The organism is Candidatus Saccharibacteria bacterium (assembly GCA_012965045.1).
Classification (GTDB): Bacteria; Patescibacteriota; Saccharimonadia; order Saccharimonadales; family DTSZ01; genus DTSZ01.
The window spans coordinates 232,030-249,622 of sequence record DTSZ01000001.1; the positions used below are offsets into that span (position 1 = coordinate 232,030).

The 17,593-nt window shown below is 43.2% G+C and carries 21 protein-coding genes; 9 read left to right on the forward strand and 12 right to left on the reverse strand.

From position 1 onward, the window contains the following. Together EYO12_01110 and EYO12_01115 are read right to left on the reverse strand one after the other, a co-directional pair. Entirely contained in the window at window positions 1-1,560 is a 1,560-nt protein-coding gene (locus EYO12_01110; GenBank protein HIA91700.1) for a type I restriction-modification system subunit M, read from the reverse strand. Between the two features lie 120 nt (window positions 1,561-1,680). Further along, entirely contained in the window at window positions 1,681-2,166 is a 486-nt protein-coding gene (locus EYO12_01115; GenBank protein HIA91701.1) for a hypothetical protein, read from the reverse strand. A gap of 143 nt (window positions 2,167-2,309) precedes the next feature. On the opposite strand from EYO12_01115, the gene EYO12_01120 reads away from it, so the two are divergent. Together EYO12_01120 and EYO12_01125 are read left to right on the forward strand one after the other, a co-directional pair. Further along, complete coding sequence (locus EYO12_01120) at window positions 2,310-2,633, forward strand: hypothetical protein (protein HIA91702.1); 324 nt, start codon at window positions 2,310-2,312, stop codon at window positions 2,631-2,633. 163 nt (window positions 2,634-2,796) lie between these two features. After that, entirely contained in the window at window positions 2,797-2,988 is a 192-nt protein-coding gene (locus EYO12_01125) for a hypothetical protein (protein ID HIA91703.1), read from the forward strand. A gap of 209 nt (window positions 2,989-3,197) precedes the next feature. On the opposite strand, the gene EYO12_01130 is transcribed toward EYO12_01125, so the two are convergent. From EYO12_01130 to EYO12_01140, 3 genes are all read right to left on the reverse strand, one after another. Then, the gene (locus EYO12_01130) at window positions 3,198-3,476 is read right to left on the reverse strand and encodes a hypothetical protein (GenBank protein ID HIA91704.1); all 279 of its coding nucleotides are present in this window, start codon (window positions 3,474-3,476) and stop codon (window positions 3,198-3,200) included. A 105-nt stretch (window positions 3,477-3,581) separates the two neighbouring features. After that, complete coding sequence (locus tag EYO12_01135) at window positions 3,582-3,809, reverse strand: hypothetical protein (protein ID HIA91705.1); 228 nt, start codon at window positions 3,807-3,809, stop codon at window positions 3,582-3,584. A 1-nt stretch (window position 3,810) separates the two neighbouring features. Next, on the reverse strand, window positions 3,811-4,212 hold the full coding sequence (locus tag EYO12_01140; GenBank protein ID HIA91706.1) for a hypothetical protein: 402 nt from the start codon (window positions 4,210-4,212) through the stop codon (window positions 3,811-3,813). A gap of 126 nt (window positions 4,213-4,338) precedes the next feature. On the opposite strand from EYO12_01140, the gene EYO12_01145 reads away from it, so the two are divergent. Next, complete coding sequence (locus EYO12_01145) at window positions 4,339-4,818, forward strand: pyridoxamine 5'-phosphate oxidase family protein (protein HIA91707.1); 480 nt, start codon at window positions 4,339-4,341, stop codon at window positions 4,816-4,818. Here EYO12_01145 and EYO12_01150 read toward each other — a convergent pair whose 3' ends face one another. From EYO12_01150 to EYO12_01175, 6 genes are read right to left on the reverse strand one after another with little or no spacing between them, the layout of a single operon-like run. Next, the gene (locus EYO12_01150; protein HIA91708.1) at window positions 4,819-5,466 is read right to left on the reverse strand and encodes a Crp/Fnr family transcriptional regulator; all 648 of its coding nucleotides are present in this window, start codon (window positions 5,464-5,466) and stop codon (window positions 4,819-4,821) included. 2 nt (window positions 5,467-5,468) lie between these two features. Continuing rightward, entirely contained in the window at window positions 5,469-6,275 is an 807-nt protein-coding gene (locus tag EYO12_01155; protein ID HIA91709.1) for an ABC transporter permease, read from the reverse strand. After that, complete coding sequence (locus tag EYO12_01160) at window positions 6,275-7,207, reverse strand: ATP-binding cassette domain-containing protein (protein ID HIA91710.1); 933 nt, start codon at window positions 7,205-7,207, stop codon at window positions 6,275-6,277. Before EYO12_01160 ends, EYO12_01155 begins: the two co-directional genes overlap by 1 nt. A gap of 19 nt (window positions 7,208-7,226) precedes the next feature. Beyond that, the gene (locus tag EYO12_01165; protein ID HIA91711.1) at window positions 7,227-8,558 is read right to left on the reverse strand and encodes a HAMP domain-containing histidine kinase; all 1,332 of its coding nucleotides are present in this window, start codon (window positions 8,556-8,558) and stop codon (window positions 7,227-7,229) included. Further along, window positions 8,536-10,056 (reverse strand): hypothetical protein, encoded by a 1,521-nt coding sequence (locus tag EYO12_01170; GenBank protein HIA91712.1) that lies wholly within the window; start codon window positions 10,054-10,056, stop codon window positions 8,536-8,538. Before EYO12_01170 ends, EYO12_01165 begins: the two co-directional genes overlap by 23 nt. Window positions 10,057-10,100: 44 nt before the next feature. After that, window positions 10,101-10,475, reverse strand: a complete 375-nt coding sequence (locus EYO12_01175) for a metallopeptidase family protein (protein ID HIA91713.1) — start codon at window positions 10,473-10,475, stop codon at window positions 10,101-10,103. 70 nt (window positions 10,476-10,545) lie between these two features. Between EYO12_01175 and EYO12_01180 the strand changes: the two genes are divergently transcribed. The 4 genes from EYO12_01180 (at window position 10,546) to EYO12_01195 (ending at window position 14,647) form a co-directional block, all read left to right on the forward strand. Continuing rightward, on the forward strand, window positions 10,546-11,562 hold the full coding sequence (locus EYO12_01180; protein HIA91714.1) for a permease: 1,017 nt from the start codon (window positions 10,546-10,548) through the stop codon (window positions 11,560-11,562). Continuing rightward, complete coding sequence (locus EYO12_01185; protein ID HIA91715.1) at window positions 11,552-12,259, forward strand: TIGR03943 family protein; 708 nt, start codon at window positions 11,552-11,554, stop codon at window positions 12,257-12,259. The genes EYO12_01180 and EYO12_01185 overlap by 11 nt, the downstream gene beginning before the upstream one ends. A 37-nt stretch (window positions 12,260-12,296) precedes the next feature. Continuing rightward, window positions 12,297-13,655 (forward strand): hypothetical protein, encoded by a 1,359-nt coding sequence (locus EYO12_01190; protein ID HIA91716.1) that lies wholly within the window; start codon window positions 12,297-12,299, stop codon window positions 13,653-13,655. Between the two features lie 101 nt (window positions 13,656-13,756). Further along, window positions 13,757-14,647, forward strand: a complete 891-nt coding sequence (locus tag EYO12_01195) for a ZIP family metal transporter (GenBank protein ID HIA91717.1) — start codon at window positions 13,757-13,759, stop codon at window positions 14,645-14,647. Window positions 14,648-14,663: 16 nt separating this feature from the next. On the opposite strand, the gene EYO12_01200 is transcribed toward EYO12_01195, so the two are convergent. Next, a complete protein-coding gene (locus tag EYO12_01200) occupies window positions 14,664-16,124 on the reverse strand; it encodes a hypothetical protein (protein HIA91718.1) in 1,461 nt (486 codons plus the stop codon). A gap of 47 nt (window positions 16,125-16,171) precedes the next feature. On the opposite strand from EYO12_01200, the gene EYO12_01205 reads away from it, so the two are divergent. Both EYO12_01205 and EYO12_01210 read left to right on the forward strand, forming a co-directional pair. Next, window positions 16,172-16,468: a hypothetical protein gene (locus EYO12_01205; GenBank protein HIA91719.1), complete on the forward strand. Its 297-nt coding sequence runs from the start codon at window positions 16,172-16,174 to the stop codon at window positions 16,466-16,468. Between the two features lie 37 nt (window positions 16,469-16,505). Beyond that, complete coding sequence (locus tag EYO12_01210; GenBank protein HIA91720.1) at window positions 16,506-17,591, forward strand: AI-2E family transporter; 1,086 nt, start codon at window positions 16,506-16,508, stop codon at window positions 17,589-17,591. Window positions 17,592-17,593: the final 2 nt, after the last annotated feature.

Here is a 17,593-nt window from a genome sequence, read left to right on the forward strand (position 1 = left end):
CTAAAATGGCGCCTCGATACCGAGCTCCTTGCAATAGGCTGCAATTTTTTTATCTATCTCGCTCATATTGACATCTATCTTTTTTATTTCTGCCGTAACTTCTTTGAGGTCTATAGGCTCTTCTTCCTCGAAAGTGTCGACGTAGCGTGGAATGTTTAGGTTGTAATCGTTTTCTGCTATTTCACTTAGCTTGGCTACATGGCTGTATTTGTCTTCTGATTTGCGGTCTTTATAAGTCTGCAAAATTTTGGAAATATCTTCTGGGCGTAGTTTGTTTTGGTTCTTGCCCTTTACGAAGTGTTGACTGGCATCTATAAATAAAACATCTTCTGGGTTTTCGCGGCACTTTTTAAAGATTAGAATGCAGGCAGGAATACTTGTGCCAAAAAAGAGGTTACTAGGCAGACCAATAACAGCGTCTAAGTAGTTCTTTTCTTTTATAAGGTATTCGCGTATGTGGCCTTCTGCTGCTCCACGGAACAGGACACCATGTGGCATAACTACTGCCATAGTGCCGTTTTCGTCTAGCTGGTAAATCATATGCTGTATAAATGCATAGTCTGCCTTTGATTTAGGCGCTAACTTGCCGTACTGGCTGAAACGGTCATCTTGAAGGTGTAGTGGGTTTGCAGACCATTTTGCACTAAATGGCGGATTGGCAACAACTGCCTCAAAGCGCATTTCTGCATGCTGAGGATGCTCTAAAGTGTCTTCTTGTTTTATGTTAAATCTGTCAAAACGGACATCGTGCAGAATCATGTTCATGCGAGCAAGGTTATAGGTAGTGTTGTTTAGCTCTTGCCCGTAGTAATTGCTAACTTCCTCTACTTGTCGGGCTACACGCAATAGTAGTGAGCCCGAGCCACACGTGGGGTCGTATACACTTTTTAGCTTTTTCTTACCGTTTGTAACTATTTGAGCCAAAATTTCCGATACCTCTTGAGGGGTATAAAATTCACCGGCTTTTTTGCCTGCTCCTGCAGCGAACTGGCTTATAAGGTATTCGTACGCATCGCCCAATATATCTACTTTGGAATCTTCTAGGCGAAAATCAATCTTGTCTAGATGTAATAGGACTTTTGAAATAAGCTTTCCGCGGTCTACTACAGTTTTACCTAATTTGCTTTGGTTTAGATCTAGCTCACTAAATAGCTGCTCAAAGTCTTCTTCGCTGTCTGTCCCCATGGTGCTATTTTCGATGTTGTTAAGTATGCGTTCCAAAATTTCTATAAGATCTTCTGGGTTAGTGCTGCCTTTTAAAGCAACGTGGTGAAAGAGATCTTTGGGCCTTAGGAAGTAACCAAGGTTTTCAACGGCATGCTCTTGAATGGCTACTACATACTCTTCGCCGCTATTAGTTGATTCATCAATATCTGTATATTTAATGCCATCCGCTTTTAATAGATCGTCTGCGTACAGCTCTATTTTTTCCGATAAATATTTGTAGAAAATAAAGCCTAGTATGTAGTCGCGGAACTGACTAGCATCCATGTTGCCGCGTAGGTCATTTGCTATATTCCAAAGCTGCTTCTGTAATTCTTTTTTTTGATCTTCTGACATTTAGCCTCACTATCTGTTGATATTCTATCAAATTTAGTTGTACGGCGGCACTAGTAACGATTTGACTTAAAAAGTTATGAAATCCTTACACTAAGCCCAGAGCAAAACCCACACTATTCCCTACTTTTCTTTCGCCAACTCATTCTCAGTCACATCTGTCACCAGCGCCAAGTAAAGGATTCTGTAATTATAAATAACGTCGTGTTCTTTTATTAATACTGAGTACGCAAAAAATACAATATGGTAGATGACAATCCCTAGTAGATAGTACGGATAGTATTTAAAAAATATTAATCCCGGCAATAGCCCATAGTAGACATATAAATATGTCACTAACTTAGTGAAACTGTTCCAGTAGCTGGTAAATTTTTCTTGAGCAAATGGTTTAACTAATTGGTGCCGGTACAAGTGGTCTGCATAAGTAATGGTATATTTATTTTCTAGCCTTATAACTTCGTAAAAAGGTTCGTTTTGATGAAGGTCGAAAATTTCTTCGTATCTGTTGCGGTAGTTAAAGTGATAAAAAAGTATTAAAAAATAATGCCCCGCTCGCTTGGCAAGAAAATACGAAACTGCCAAGCCAGAAACGAACGCAACATACTCCATAGTTTAGTATTTTATCACCCAGACCTTATATAAAGGATGATGCTAAAATAAAGCCATGGACGTCTACCTATTTAAAGATATAAAGGATTAAACTTGTGGAGACGGTAGCGTGGGTGCTTTGCACATTACTTATAGTTCAGATAGTGTTTCAAGCCATGCTTGCTAGTGGAGCTCGCTTGGGCCATATTGCCTACGGCGGCAAACACAAAGGCACATTACCAAACAAGCTGCGCCTAATAAGTGCTGTTGCTGTGGTATTTTATGTTTTCTTTTTTAGCGTTGCGTTAACATATGCAACGGAAATGGTTATTTATCCGCAGCGACTTAACGGTGTAGTGCTGTGGGTAATGAGCGTATTTTTTGGACTTGGAATACTTGCTAATGCTGCTTCGCCCAGTAAGCCTGAACGATGGTGGGCGCTATACGCACTTGCAGCTTTTGTTTGCACGGTAGCTCTTTTGACCTAGTTGGCTGTTTTCGATTATTACTTTTAAGTTGTATTTATTGGTTCTGTCCTTGATGACTGCCACCCCAAGGGCTTAGGTGTGAAATTGCCTACATCTTAGGAGTTATGCTAAAAACAGGTTATAATCTTTGATAATCCATTAAGTAAGCGAGGGAGAAGCAAAAATGGTCACAGGATACTGTGTTAAATGTAAAGAAAAAGGTGTTGAACTAACTGCACCAGAAGTTACAAAAACTGCTAAAGGTGGTTTCATGGCTAAAGGTAAGCACGCAAAGTGTGGCACTACCGTTTGTGCAATGATGTCAAAAGACAACGCTGAAAAAGCAGTCGCTGACGGAGCAACAAAGAGCTACTAACATAACCTAATTGTAGCTAGAAAATTAAAAAAAGCCCGTTTAGGGCTTTTTTTGGTTTAAATACTCTTAATTCTTACCCAATGAAGATATGTGGCGGTGGTTTAGCTATTGTAGCCTTGATTCGCTTTGTCTGTTGGCAGGTCAACAAGTCCTGTTCTGGCTGCGATGTACAGATCAGCGGCTTCACTGCCTACAATGCAAGGGCGAGCTTAAAGCAAGAATAACGCAGCTAAACCAACCCCTAAGCTATTGAACGCCAAGTCGGAAACTATGTTGATCCAGCCTTCGTGGCCGAATAATATACCGAATTTTCCAGCGATTGGCGATATGACAAAAATTTCGAGTGGCTCCCAGGCGAACGTCATACAAAGGGCAATAAACGGCGTGTAGATATAGGCTAAGGCTGCCGAAGTAAGAAGATGTACAAAACTCCAGATGTCTATTAACGAATTATTTCTTTTATTGTTTGATTTTGGGTTAGCGTGCATATGCTTAAGATTAGCAGTTTAGCGAGGTAACGCAAAAATCAATCACGACCGTATGGCGTTGATACAGCAGCGGCTTTGCCGCCGATACTAATTAAAAAACAAAAACTACTGTTCCATTAAGAGCAGGTCCTGTGCGTCGGCTTGTGAACTGAGCTGTCGCATTTCCCATTTTAAAAATGCAATGAGCAGTATGGTGAACAGTAATGCGCCCACTACAAAGCCTAAGACGGCCTGAGAAAATAAGGCGTGTGCGATAAACATTGTGCTAAGGGGGATCCCGATAGCAAACATTTCGATTACGAAGTTGTTGTTATTGTTGTAGTGCGTATCCATTTTAAGCTACCCCCGTTGCTAAATTATATTGCGCATCAACCATTTGCCTAAAAGAGTGGTGAGCTGTTTCTACAAGTTCTTTAGTAGGAATAATTCGGCTGCGTTTTTTGACTTTATTCGGCAAGCCAGTTAGCAGCAAGAACCCCTGCCATGAGTCCATGCCGGTTTGTAGCTCTAAGTGTTGTAGATCCACCAGTTCTGGTTCGTCTTGAATGTCGTAGAGCTTAAAGTTGCCTGTGCTGAGCGTGGCATATGGAGTTTTTTGTTCGGATAGAAAGCTAAGAATATCGCCAACGCCGGGCATGAGTATCCAAGCATAGGATTGGTCATTGAGCGTTAGGATTTTTGTGTGATTTTTCGACTCCCCTAACACGTAGGAGCCGCTATCGATTTGATTAATCATGTTCGGTCCTCCTTTTATTAACCACCTATAGTATTTCACTACTGTACGGTTGAGTCGTTGATTCAGATCAATTTATATCCACCTTACCGCCGTATACTAGTTGATAGTTTGATTGAAAGGACGAATATGGCGGCAACAACCGACGTACAGGGAGAGACAGCAAGCAACATTTTAAAAGAACTTCGATCAGAAGACGTAATGACGCTGTGCACGATGAATTTAAATCTCAGGCCGCATTTGAGTGTAGTGTACTACTCTGTGTCGGACGCATTTGAGTTGTTTTTTATAACAAAAGTAAAAACCAACAAGCATAAACACCTGCAAATTAATCCGAATGTTACAGCGCTGGTATACGAAGAAAAACGTCAATTGTCGATTCAAATTACGGGGACGGCTCACGCTGAAGAACCCAGCGATGAAACGCATGACATGCTTGAGAAGGTGTTTGAAAAAGCCAGCAAACACAATTTTAATGCACCGCCGATTGCAAAACTGTGGGCTGGCGGATTTGTGATGTATAAAATCAAGCCCAGCACAATTACTATGGCCTTGTTTACGCGGCCACAAGCTGGTGGCTACGATATGTTCGAAGCAATTAACTTTTAATTAGAATTGTTCCAGTTGGTCTTCAAGCTTTTTTAAACTTTGTATAGTTATGCCCTCTGACGATACAGACACCAGGTTTTGTTTTTTTAACTTTTGCATTTCGCGGCTAACAGTTTCTTTAGTTAAGCCGCAGTAGGTGGCAATTTGATACTCTTTGATTGGCAATAGGATTGTATCGCTGTCGGCATGTTGCCGGTGGGCTTGTGTTATTAATTCGTTTACTAAAATACTAAAAGCGTTGCTGCTCATAACGTGCACTAACCGACCCAAGACGCCATTTAAGCCGGAGAAAACTCGTTGTAACAGGTCAAACATAACTGCAGGGTTAGTTTTAATGAAGTCGGCAATATCGTCAGCTGGAGCTGCTTGTAGTTTGGTCGGTACGGTTGTTTCAAAAAAGAAGGTGTTTTCGGCAGTTGTTAAAATGTAGGACATAGGTAAAAATGCTGATGGTTTAAAAATGTTAACCACAACTTCGTTGCCTTTTGGATCTATAAAATATTGCCGCACTTCTCCGTGCTCGATGTAGTAACAGTAGTCAGGGCGCTTGTGTGGGTGTAGCAAGATATGTTTTGCGTCAAAAGAACGTGCCGGGAACTGAGAAAAAAACTGACGAACTGTGTGTTTGACGTCGGGTGCGTCAGCCACGACTAGCCGCGAGTTTTCTTTTTAAATAATATCGCTGATAGTGGAATCGCTACCGCAAGTAAGCCAATGCACCATGCAATCGATAGCCAGCCGTAGTTTCCTATAGGCGTACCAAGAATGAGCGCCCGGATTGCTTCAACAACCTGTGTAATTGGCTGGTTTTCAGCAAATAGTTTTACTGCCGAGCTCATGTTTTCGGTCGGAACAAAGGTCGAGCTGGCAAACGTAATTGGGAAAATAATTACAAAGGTTAGCCATTGAACCGCTTCAACGCTTTTTGCTAAGACACCCATTATTGCCGATAGCCACGACATAGTGAATGTAAACAAAATTAGAATACCTACAATCATTAACCACTGCACAAAATTGGCTTCGGGCCGGAAACCTATCGCGAGCCCTGTTAAAATCATGACTATTGTTGAGATTGAGTTTCTAAAGATGTCAGAAATAACATGACCGTTTAAAACAGCCAAATTGCCCATTGGCAAACTGCGAAACCGATCCATAACTCCTTTTTGAAGGTCATTAGTTATGGCAATAGCTGTTGTTGTCGAACCAAACGCTACTGTTTGTACGATTATTCCAGCCATTAAGAAGTCGATGTAGGTTACGCCGTCAGGCAAAGATTGTTCAATAGCGCCGCCGAAAACAGAGGCAAATAATGCCAAAAACATGATTGGCTGAAAAAACGCTCCCAGTAATTGGTCGATATTGCGCAAAATGTGACGCGAGCTGCGCTTTATCATGATGAACGAGTCGATCAACATTAGGCTTACTTTAGATTTTTCGACATATTTGAGTTCGGCCATTAGTTGTCCCCTTTTGTTATAGACAAAAACACGTCGTCGAGCGTTGGTTTGTGGATGTCGGTGGCCAGGATTGAAAGATTGGCTTTCTTAATTGCGTCTAGCACTTTTTGGATGTCGCTACCGTCGTTTTTAATACCAACAGACACAGCCATATTAGGAGTATCATGGACGGCATTTTTACCAAGAACTTTTGTTGCTTTTTGAGCGTCGTCTATTGATTTAAAGGTCAAAACAAACAAGTCTTTGCCGATTTTCTTTTTAAGATCTTTAGCGGTGCCTTCGGCTGCTACTTTGCCTTGGTCGATTAGTATTATATTGTCTGCCAGTTGGTCGGCTTCTTCAAGATACTGAGTAGTTAACAGTATGGTTGCACCAGATTTTTTAAGGTTATTAATGATGTCCCACATAACCAGCCGAGACCGTGGGTCAAGACCAGTGGTTGGTTCGTCTAAAAACAGTATTGGCGGTGCGGCAATCAAGCTGACCGCTAGGTCGAGTCGTCGGCGCATGCCGCCGGAATAGGTTTTTGCAGGTCGGTCAGCAGCTTCTTCTAGGTCGAATTCGTCGAGGAGTTCTTTTGCCCTTTGTGAGGCACTGTCTTTTGTAAGGCGGTATAGCCGTCCCATCATAATTAAATTTTCGCGGCCAGTTAGTAAGCCGTCTATAGAGGCCGATTGACCAGTTAAACCAATCTGTTCCCTAACAGAGTCAGCGTCACGTACAACATCGTTACCGTTAACTGTTACGCTACCGCCGTCGCTGGAAACAAGCGTACTTAAAATTTTTACTGTAGTAGTTTTGCCAGCTCCGTTTGGGCCTAACAGGGCCAACATTGTTCCCTTTTTTACCTCAAAAGAAATCCCATCCAGTACAAGATTGTCCCCATAGGATTTTTTAAGATTTTTTACTGATATAGAAACTTCGGCGCTCATCGTTATGTAGTACTATACGCTATTTATTAGCTACCGGCAGTTCAACGGTAAATTCCGAACCAACATCTTCAAGGCTGTCGACGTATATTCTGCCTTTCATTTTTTCTACATATTGCTTTGTTATCCAAAGACCAAGACCGGTGCCGCTGATATTTTGAGTTTTTTCATTACGAATACGGGCAAATCGTTGAAACAGCCTGTCTCGTTCTGCAGCTGACATGCCAATGCCAGTGTCTTTTATGTGGGTAGAAACCACATTCTTTTTGACGTCTTGACGTATGGTTACGCTGCCCTGACGGGAATATTTTATTGCGTTATCGATAAGGTTGGTAAACACTTCTTCGAGTCGGCTTGGGTCCGCCATGACTAGCGGGATATCGGTAGGTTGAAGTTCAAGCTGTATGTTTTTGGCCTCAGCCTTGGCGCTAAATTGGGTAACCAGCATCTGCAGAATTTTCGTAGAGTCAACTGCCTCTATTTCAAAATTAGTACGGTTTTGTTCAAGCCGCGCAACATTTAATAGGTCGTCGATTAAGTTATTTAAGCGGTCGATTTGACGTACAACTTCCGTAAGTGGAGCTTTGAGGCTTTTTTTAGCTTTTTTTGGCAACTCGTCCAGTGCCATGTCCATATTGCCTTTGATCGCAGTCAGTGGTGCACGTAATTCGTGAGTGGCAACTTGTATAAAATCGTTTTTCATCTGATCAACTTCTTCGAGTTTTTTGAACAGACTGGCGTATTCGACAAACTTAAAGTGGTTAAGCAGTAGTAAGATTACTACGACTAAGGTTATGGAAAGCACAATCAAAGATTTTTGAAAGGAAGCAGACACAAGCTTGTCGGACGCACTCAACGACACCTCTGAACTGACCACGCCGGTCACAACACCGTCGTCTTGAGCTATTGGCGTTATTACGCGCCACGCTCGATCGCCACTGTCCTGGTTAACTAGGGCGGCAATAGAGCGGTTTTGACTAGTAGCCAGTGATACCTGAATATTATTTGATGTCTGCCCAATTTCAGCTTGGTCGGTGCTGGCGACGGTCGTGTATTGACCGGAATCGAAACGAATAATTTTTGCCGCTGATACTTCTTCGGTATTTTGCATTACATTGTCTACGACTGACTGTAAGCGGTCAGGGGTATCAAGACTGTCCTTTACCGATGCACTTAGAACTTCGTTTGCTAAGTCGGCCTTGCGACGGAGTTCTATGTCAAAGTCGGCGCGGGCGTTTTGTACAGTTATAACAGTGTTAAAAACCAGCGCGGCTGGAATAACAAACAACAGAACGACCGAGTAGAGTAACTCTAATCGCTGGCGAGAGAATTCAAGTTTGTCCTTGAAGGCCATCTACGTTTTTTGGTTTATGTTTTTGATGAGCAATAATATAGCCAGTTAAGAATCCGAACGACAAGATAACCAGTAGCGTAGCTATAGCAATAAAGCTTATGTCACGGCTTGAAGATGCATCATCAACGACCAAATCGAGACTAGCGCCAACAGGGTTTTGTTCGCTAGATTCGGCTGCGGCGATTTCGATGAAAAACGGAGCTGACTTACGTGCAATTCCAGCCTCATCTTCTACGGCGATATATACTTCGTGGTCTCCTGGCTCAAGGGGCTCTTCAAGCGTGTATGACCAATTACCATCACCGTCGGAAACCGTGGCGAGTACGAGTGGCTCGGAGAAAATATAAATTAATACAGGCTTATTCGGTTCTGCGGTTCCAGAAAAGGTTAGGCCGTCAGTTATAGTGTCTTCGTCAATAACTTCTACAGAATCAACAGTAGTTACTGATAAAGACTCTAGTTCGTCAAGAGATTCTATTTGCTCTGGTGCAACTGGGGCTAAGTTTGCTGGAACCACAAACTTCCGTTGTGAAAAACAGCCTAGGTTACGAGACAATTCGGCAAACGCCAGCCGCTGGTTTTTTTCGGTAAGGCTTTTGTAGCGTTCGCTTTGTAGGGTTTCTAGTAGACATGTTTCTAGCACGTCGTCGCCACGTGCGGTCACTGGCTGTGTTGCGTCTGTAGTCTCAGAGGTAGTGCCGTCGGTCTGGGTAGACGAGGTGTTGGTGCTGTCACTGTTTAGGCTAGTGTCTTTTGAGGCGGCAGTACTGGGATAGTCATTGCTACTACTATTATTGGCAAAAACTGTTACCGGAATTGTGATTTTGCGTTGTTGCCCTGAATATTCAACCGTGGCGGTAATGGTGCCTCCTCCGCTGCGGCTGCCAGAGAAAAAGCGCAGTGCGCTGCCTTCTTGTTTGAGTGAACCGATAGTTGTCGTGTAATTGTAGGCAGCTTGATCTGTTACATTATTTTTTGCTCCACCCTGTTGAGTTTGCGCGCTAAATTTAAATAAATAACTGACATTTGTTGGACCGACCCACTGGGATCGGTTAACTGATGCATTTAATGTGACTTGTGGCTGCTGCGCTGGTTGAGACTGGTTGTTGACTGCGACAGTTATTTCTTGGCCTGTGCAAATTGCGTCGTTTTGGTATTTGGCAACAGCACGGACTGTTTTTTCACCGTTATCAACAAGCGTTGTGTCCCAATTCATTTCCCATAATGCTCCTTGCTGCTGACTAGCCGTACCAAGCACCGCCCCGTTCGATACAAACCGTACGTATTCGACACTACTGCTACCTGAAGGAAGATAGGCTTTAAGTATATGGACACCTTGAATTGTTTGCCCGGTTTCTGGTGCAGCAATAAACGGCCCATTAGGGCAGTTTTGTGTAGTTGTGTTGGCGTCGCCTTCATTTGCTAATACATAACTTGGTATCAGAAATAGACTACATATCAGCAGCGCCCAGTTAATTGCTTTTAAATACCTAACCATAAGAGTTATATGTATCCTAGCAGCCAGGATGCCGTTTGTATAGATTAGCTGTTGGGTTTTTCTTGTAGTTTGTAGATTTGCTCGTCTGATAAGCCAAAATGGTGACCGACTTCATGCCAAACTGTTTCGATTACTTTTTGCCTCACGTCTTCTTCGGTCGCCGATATTCGTAAAATTGGATTTTTAAAAATAGTTATTTTGTCTGGCAGTTGATATGGACTGTTTCGGCGCTTGGTTTTTGGCACTCCTTCGTATAAGCCAAACAGCAAGCTCCACGGCCGTAGCTTTAGTTTGTGAATTTGAGCAGGGGTTGGCTCGTCTTGTGCAACCACTGCGACGTTTTCCATAGCGTCGCCAAACTGGGCGGGAATAGCATCGATTCCCTCTGCGATAAATTTCTCAAATAGTTCGTCGTCCATGAACCTAACTATAAAGCAAATGCTTAAACTTTAAAACAGCAATATAGTGTAGACTAAATGAGTGAAAAACATGAGCGTGAAACTGAAGCAAACCCACATTAAAAATTACGCACCACCACTGCTAATCGTGGTGGCAACCTACACACTTCTGACAATAATTGATGCTGTGCAATCCAGCAGCTACCTGCCTAATACACTCCAAGATTTTGTGACGTTGTCGTTAAGTATTTTTGTTGAGGCTTTTCCGTTCTTAGTACTGGGATCAATATTGGCGGCTGTCGTAAATACTTATGTGCCTGCTCATGCCTTTGAAAAAATTCTTCCTAAACAAGGTGTGTTGCGTCGAGGAATAATTTCGTTGCTCGGATTTTTGTTTCCAGTTTGTGAATGCGGCAATGTGCCATTGTCTCGAGCACTCATGCAACAAGGGCTTAAGCCGTCTGAATCAATCACCTTTTTACTCGCGGCACCGGTAATTAACCCAGTAACAATATGGTCTACGGTCGTGGCCTTTGGATTTGATCAAACTATTATTGCCGCTCGAATAATCGCTACCTTACTAATTGCGAATATTATTGGATATATTTTGTCGACAAAAAAGAACGAGAATGATTTTTTAACTGATGACTTTGCAGCAACCTGCACCACCATAACGGCTGCGGATACCAAAAAGTCTTCGCGAAAGGAACAGTTTACTCAGTTTGGCAGTAATTTTACACATGAGGCGTTTAGTATGGCTCGTATGCTCGCCTTTGGCGCCCTTATTGCCGGAACCGTGCAAACGTTTGTACCGCGTGATTTATTGGTGGGTATTGGTAGCAATGTTGTGCTGTCTATTGTTGCTATGTTGATTCTTGCGTTTGTAATTTCGATTTGCGCCAATGTGGACGCTTTTTTTGCTCTGTCGTTTGCCAACACCTTCACGGCTGGTTCAATTGTGAGTTTTTTGGTGTTTGGGCCGATGATAGACATAAAAATGCTTGCGCTGTTAAAAACTACATTTAAGACAAATCTTCTGATTGTTATTTCTGTATTATCATTGTTATTAAGCTTTATAGCAGGCCTGGTGGTAGCGTATGGATTTTAAACGTTTAGACATCCAAAGCACCCTACTCTATGTAGCGACAGCATATGTGCTGTATCTTGGGTTTAATGACCAGCTGCGGTTATATATTCACCCTCGGTATATAGGTTTTACAGTGGCCCTGTCGTTAGCTGCGCTTGTTGTATTGCTGTCAAACGCTGCTCGTTCGCATGCCCATGCTCATTCTGGTTTCGACAAAGCAACTATATTTTTAGTCATCATTTTAGGATCAGCCGTTATTTTTCCATCGCAGTCCCTTACGTCTGCAACAGTTAGCCAGCGCTCTGTTGGAAGCGGCAGCGCTGTTACTACGCCAACTGACGCCCCGTTACAAAGTTTATTTGCCGGGTCGTCTAAAGGCTTGAAAATCAACGACTGGTCACGGCTATTAAGCTCAACGCAAGATCCTGCGTACTATGTGAACAAACCTGCCTCTATCAGCGGTTTTGTCTATGATGCCAATATCGACAGCGATACTGTTTGGCTGGCACGTTTCGTGCTGACATGCTGCGCTGTTGACGCCCAGCCGGTTGGCGTCCCGGTTCGAATTGAAAACTGGCAAAATAATTATTCTGAAGATCAATGGCTTGAAGTTGAAGGCCAATTTGAACATATCCAAACCACGGATGGTCTGCAAATGGTGCTCGTCCCAGAATCAGTTCAGCAGATAGAAGAACCGTCGGATCCGTATGCAAACTAGGACTAGGTTTAAAACTACTTTTGCCGCTACGGTCATTATGAGTTTGCTCATAATTGCAGTATTGGCAACGCTGTTGTTTGTTAAGGGGCCACGAGTGCGGTTCGTTCAGTTTGAGACTGATCCAGCGGCACACTCTTTGCTTCTTGGATCAACAATTACCGTCCATTTCGATCGCCCGTTGCAAGATAACGACTACCTCGATCAAATCACGTTTTCGCCCGATCTTGAATTTACAGCCACTACAAGTGGTCAAAAGATAAACATTACCCTACAGCAAAACCCGCAAGCAGCCACTACTTACTCACTTAAAATTGGCGATCAGATTTTTGATACAACCGATCGAACCATGAAGTCTGTCGAAACCTATGAATTTACGACCAGCCAACCCCGCTACATGTACTTAGAGCGAAACTACGGCTTTGACTTTTCGGATGATACTGACAACTTTACCGACAAACCCGATGTTATAAAATTGGCCCAACCTGGTCTTGAGACACAGAATGTATTTGAGGCCGAACAAATCTCGATGTTTGACGCTAATAGTGACTATGCTGTCGTAGCGATGGTTGGTGAGGAATTTGATAATTTAGTTACTATAAATTTACAGACCGGTGAAAAACGTGTCGAAGATACGCGGTTTAGCGGCCGAGTAGACAACCTCGCCATAGGTCCACGCAGTAATCATGCATTGTTTACCGTTACGCCTGACTCTGATCGTGTTAGTTCTGCATACTATGCCGCAACCGCTCATACGTTATTTTCGATAGATCTTGAAGACGGCACGGTAACACCACTGTCGCAGCAAGATGGCCGAGCAATCCAAGCCTATAGCGTTCATATGGGTATGTTTGGCCAGGTTGCACTGGTTCAGACCATCGAGCAGTCTTTTTATGCGGTGAGTGTATATGGCGAATACGACCCGGTTGTAATTGGGTCGTATGCAAATAGCTTTGGATTTAGCGATAAAGACAGTGCAATTTTATTTAACACACCAACTAACGAACTGGTAGTCTACGACGTCGCTAGTAGTGATCTCGAGCCAATACAGTCAAATTTCAGTGGTTATTTTTCTGACATTGTGAGCGGTTTGAACGCTCGCTATGTTTCGTCGTCTACCTATGCTGATGGTATTTCTCGTTATTTTATTGATAGGATTGAGGACGATGGAGCTGTTAATTTGTTGTGGTCAAATCAATCACAAGAAAAATTACTTCGGGGGTTTTCAGTTAGTTACGACGAAAGCATCCTCGCTTTGCATGTCAACCCTGGCGGCTGTCAGTTCGATAAAGTCCTTCCCAACCCAGAGTGTCAATTAGCAAAAACCCAGTTATATGATATTGATCAGAGTAAAATAATTGATGAATTTACAGGCTTTGATTTGGTGTGGTTGCCGTAAGGGCGTACTTAAGATTGCAGTAGAAGCTATTATTGCAACAAATTTGCATTAGGTTTATTTGCCGCTCTAGTATTACATCATAAGCAAGAAAGGTGGTAGCAATGTCCTCATTAGTTCAAGTCGTATTCTTTTCGTTAATCGGTGGTGTTTTTTCGTTGATCGGTGGTTTTTTACTCCTTGCCAACAAGAAACGCGCCAATACCCTTGCAATGTATGCCACACCGTTCGCGGCTGGTGCCTTGTTGTCAGCAGCCTTTGTAGACCTACTATCTGAAGCATCACACAGCGGCAATATTGAAGTAGCTCTGCAATTTGCACTGGTTGGAATGTTGCTATTTTTTGTTTTAGAGCGGTTTTTGCGTTGGTTTCACCACCACCATGAAGGCGATGAACATGACACCGACCCAGATGTACCTCTGATTATTATTGGTGATACGCTTCACAATTTTATTGATGGTATAGCGATCGCGGCTGGTTTTTTGGTCGATCCATCAACTGGAATTGTCGTAACCATGGCTGTAGCGGCACATGAAATTCCTCAAGAAATTGGCGACTTTGGTTTACTTATATCAAAAGGGTTAAGTCGTACAAAGGTTTTGCTTGTGAATATCTTCAGTGCACTGGCTACAACCGTCGCTGCAATAATTTTCTTTCAGCTTGGACAAGGCGTTGATATTCGGCTCGACATTGTACTTGGTCTTGTAGCGGGATTCTTTATCTATATTGCTGCCAGTGACATATTCCCAACTATTCAACACCAAAAGCTTAATAAACTTGCAACCACTCAAGCACTTATTGTTATTCTTGGAGCCCTGACTGTGTCGATGGTTACGACTGTCCTGCATCAGTATATCGACCAAGGCCAGAATCATGATCACACAAGTGAAGATCATGATCACGCCGACCACGACGAATTAAACGATGACCACTCTGACGAACATCATGATGATGACGAGCACAGCGACGAACAGCATTCTGACCACGAGATCTAAAATATATTTCCGGAGACTATTCGGTGACGATGTATTCAACTTGATTTGAGTAGTCTGTGCAGCCGCCATCTACGTCAGACGCAGTATATTTACAGACTTTTACATAGTAGCTGCCGGCTGGTTTGTCGGGTAGCGTATAGCTGGTTGTGCCAGCGCCAAGATACTGAATACTGTTCGCTGGGTAGCTTGGGTTACCCGATGTATTAAGAACGACCTTGAAGCCATGAGGCGCTGTTCCAGTAAATGTCCAGTTTAGTGTAGCGTCAGTAATAGAAAGACTTACCGTGCCGTTTTTTACTGCTTCGACTGGGTTGTCTGGTGCTTGGACTTGAATGGTGTTGCTGTAGGTGTCGCATGACCCAGAGGCTGCTCTATAGATACAAACTCTAAAATAGTAGGTTTTGCCGTCTTTAACATTAATTACAGAACTTCGGGACGACCCTCCGCTAACATATACGGAAGTATTTTCTTTGTAGGTAGGTGTGCTGTCTGAATGTGCTCGTACTACCTTAAAGCCGTCAGTGGACTGCGTGTTTGATAAGACCCAATTTAGTTTTACGCCATCGTCGGTTGCAGTGCCGCTTAGACTAATGCTGGCTGGTGCAGCTGGCGTTGAAGATGACGATGAGTCGTTTGTTGGTTCTGTTTCAGGCTCCTCTTTTGTAACTTCTTTTTCGAGCACACCAAGGGCTGACTTAAAGTCTTCATTTTCACTATCTTTCTGTTTATTCCACTGGACAAACTCATCTTCGCCGAGCTTGGCTAAGTCAATTGCATTAGCCTGTTTGCTTTGAGTGTCGTAGGTATTGCCCTCTTCGACTTCGGTGTCCTGCGAGTCAACTTTAACGGTGCTTTCGTAAACCTCTACGGTGTCTTTAGTTTCATCGGTCGCAGTTTTGTAGGCTGTTCCAAGCGCTTCGAATCGTTCCCTGTCGGTAGCGACTGCATATGTTCTGTTTTGGCTTTTTACAACTCGAGAATACACCTGTCCATCTTCGAGCAGTACATTTGTCTGGTCGCTGTCGATTGTTTCGAGTTGAACAGTAGTATTGGCATCAAGTCGGAGCGCACTCCCATCGTCAAATAGAACAACTGCTCTTGATTCGTTTAGTGTACGAACGAAATAGCTTTCTGGAACTGTTTCGCCGCCCGCTGCGTCTTTCCAGGCTTCGGCGTCGGCGCTATATTGCACGGTGCCCTCAACCAGTCCTAGTGCAGAGGCGAGTTGTTGCGGTGCGTCGTCAGTTGTTTCGGACTGAGCCTGCTGTGGCGTGGTGCTGGACTGAGTGCTTAGCGTGTATATTCCGCCCACAACAACTAGAACAATACTTGCTACCCCACCAATAATCATTTTTTTGTTATAGTTGCGTTTTCGTTTAAGGTTTACTTTGAATTTTTTTGATGTCACATCAGTTGGTTTGTTTTTTTCGTCCATGGTTACATGCCTTTTTATTATCGTTACTGGCAATTTTAACATAAGCTATACATATAACTTTTTTAGCTAAGCATGAAAGGACGACGCGCATGTCGCAATCTTCAAAAAAACAATGGTTTAAACGTAAACGCTACGGCTATGGCTGGGTGCCGGTAACGATTGAAGGTTGGTTGACTGTATTGGCTGCGGTTGTGTTTATAGTTGTTTGTTCTGTCGTTATCTTAAAAGATGTACCTGAGAACACCTTTACCGCAGAAGTGGCTGCCTTTCTGGGAATAGTAGCGTTGACGGTTGCAGTACTTTTTTATGTAGCTAAACAACATGGGCCTCAACCAAAATGGCGTTGGGGTACAAAGCAAACAGACAACCCTGATGAAGACTACTAGATTGACGAGTGCGGCCTGAAAGTGAAATACTAAGCTTATGGCAAAAAACACTAAAACCCGTAAAGTCGTGTATGTAGATATATCAGCACGAACTATTTTTAAATTGCTGGGAATCGCGGCAATCATAGTAATGAGCATTCTGTTTGTCTATCAAACACTCAGTGCATTGACGCTCATTGTCGTGTCGTTTTTCTTAGCTCTAGCTCTTAACCCTCCTGTTAGCATGGTTGCTGCAAAACTACCAAGTGGCAGTAGAGGTACTGCAACGGCGCTTTCTTATTCTGTCGTACTATTTTTAATCGGAGTTATTGCCTACTTCACTGTGCCGCCACTTATTAGCCAAACTCAAGATTTTGTAAGTGATTTACCAGAATACATACAAGACATCCGCACCGGTGACGGATTTATTTCCGAAACGATTCGTCGCTATGAGCTAGAAGATAAATTACTAGAAGTTCAGCAAAACTTAAGTACCGAAAACCTAACCAATGCCGGCGGGCCAGTATTAGACTTCTTCCAGCGGTTGTCAGGGAGTGCGATTGCCTTGTTTACCATTTTAGTACTTACCTTCTTTATGCTTGTTGAAGGTCCTAAATGGATCGAGAGATTTTGGGCGATTCATCCTCGCGAACATCGCTCGCATCGACAACATATTGCCCAAAAAATGTACGCAGTTGTGGTTGGGTATGTGAATGGACAGCTTCTAGTCGCCTTTATTGCGGCCATGTCCGCACTGGTTATGATGACTATTCTTAAGCTATTTGGCATCGATATACCGTTTATTATTCCGATGTCAGCCATAGTTGGTCTATTTGGGCTCATCCCGCTAATTGGCGCAACGCTTGGAGCGGTTTTGGTTGTGGCTGTAGCACTGTTCGAATCAGTGGCTGCCGCAGTAATAATGGCTATATTCTTCTTGATTTACCAACAGGTCGAAAACAATGCTATTCAACCGATAATACAAGCCAAGTCAGTTGAGCTATCGCCGCTAGCTATTTTAGTAGCAGCAATTCTTGGGGTTTCTGTGGCTGGGTTACTAGGTGCTATCTTTGCGATACCTGTCGCTGCCTGGATTCGAATTTTACTACTTGATTACTTGCAAAACCACCGCGCACAAACGTAGGC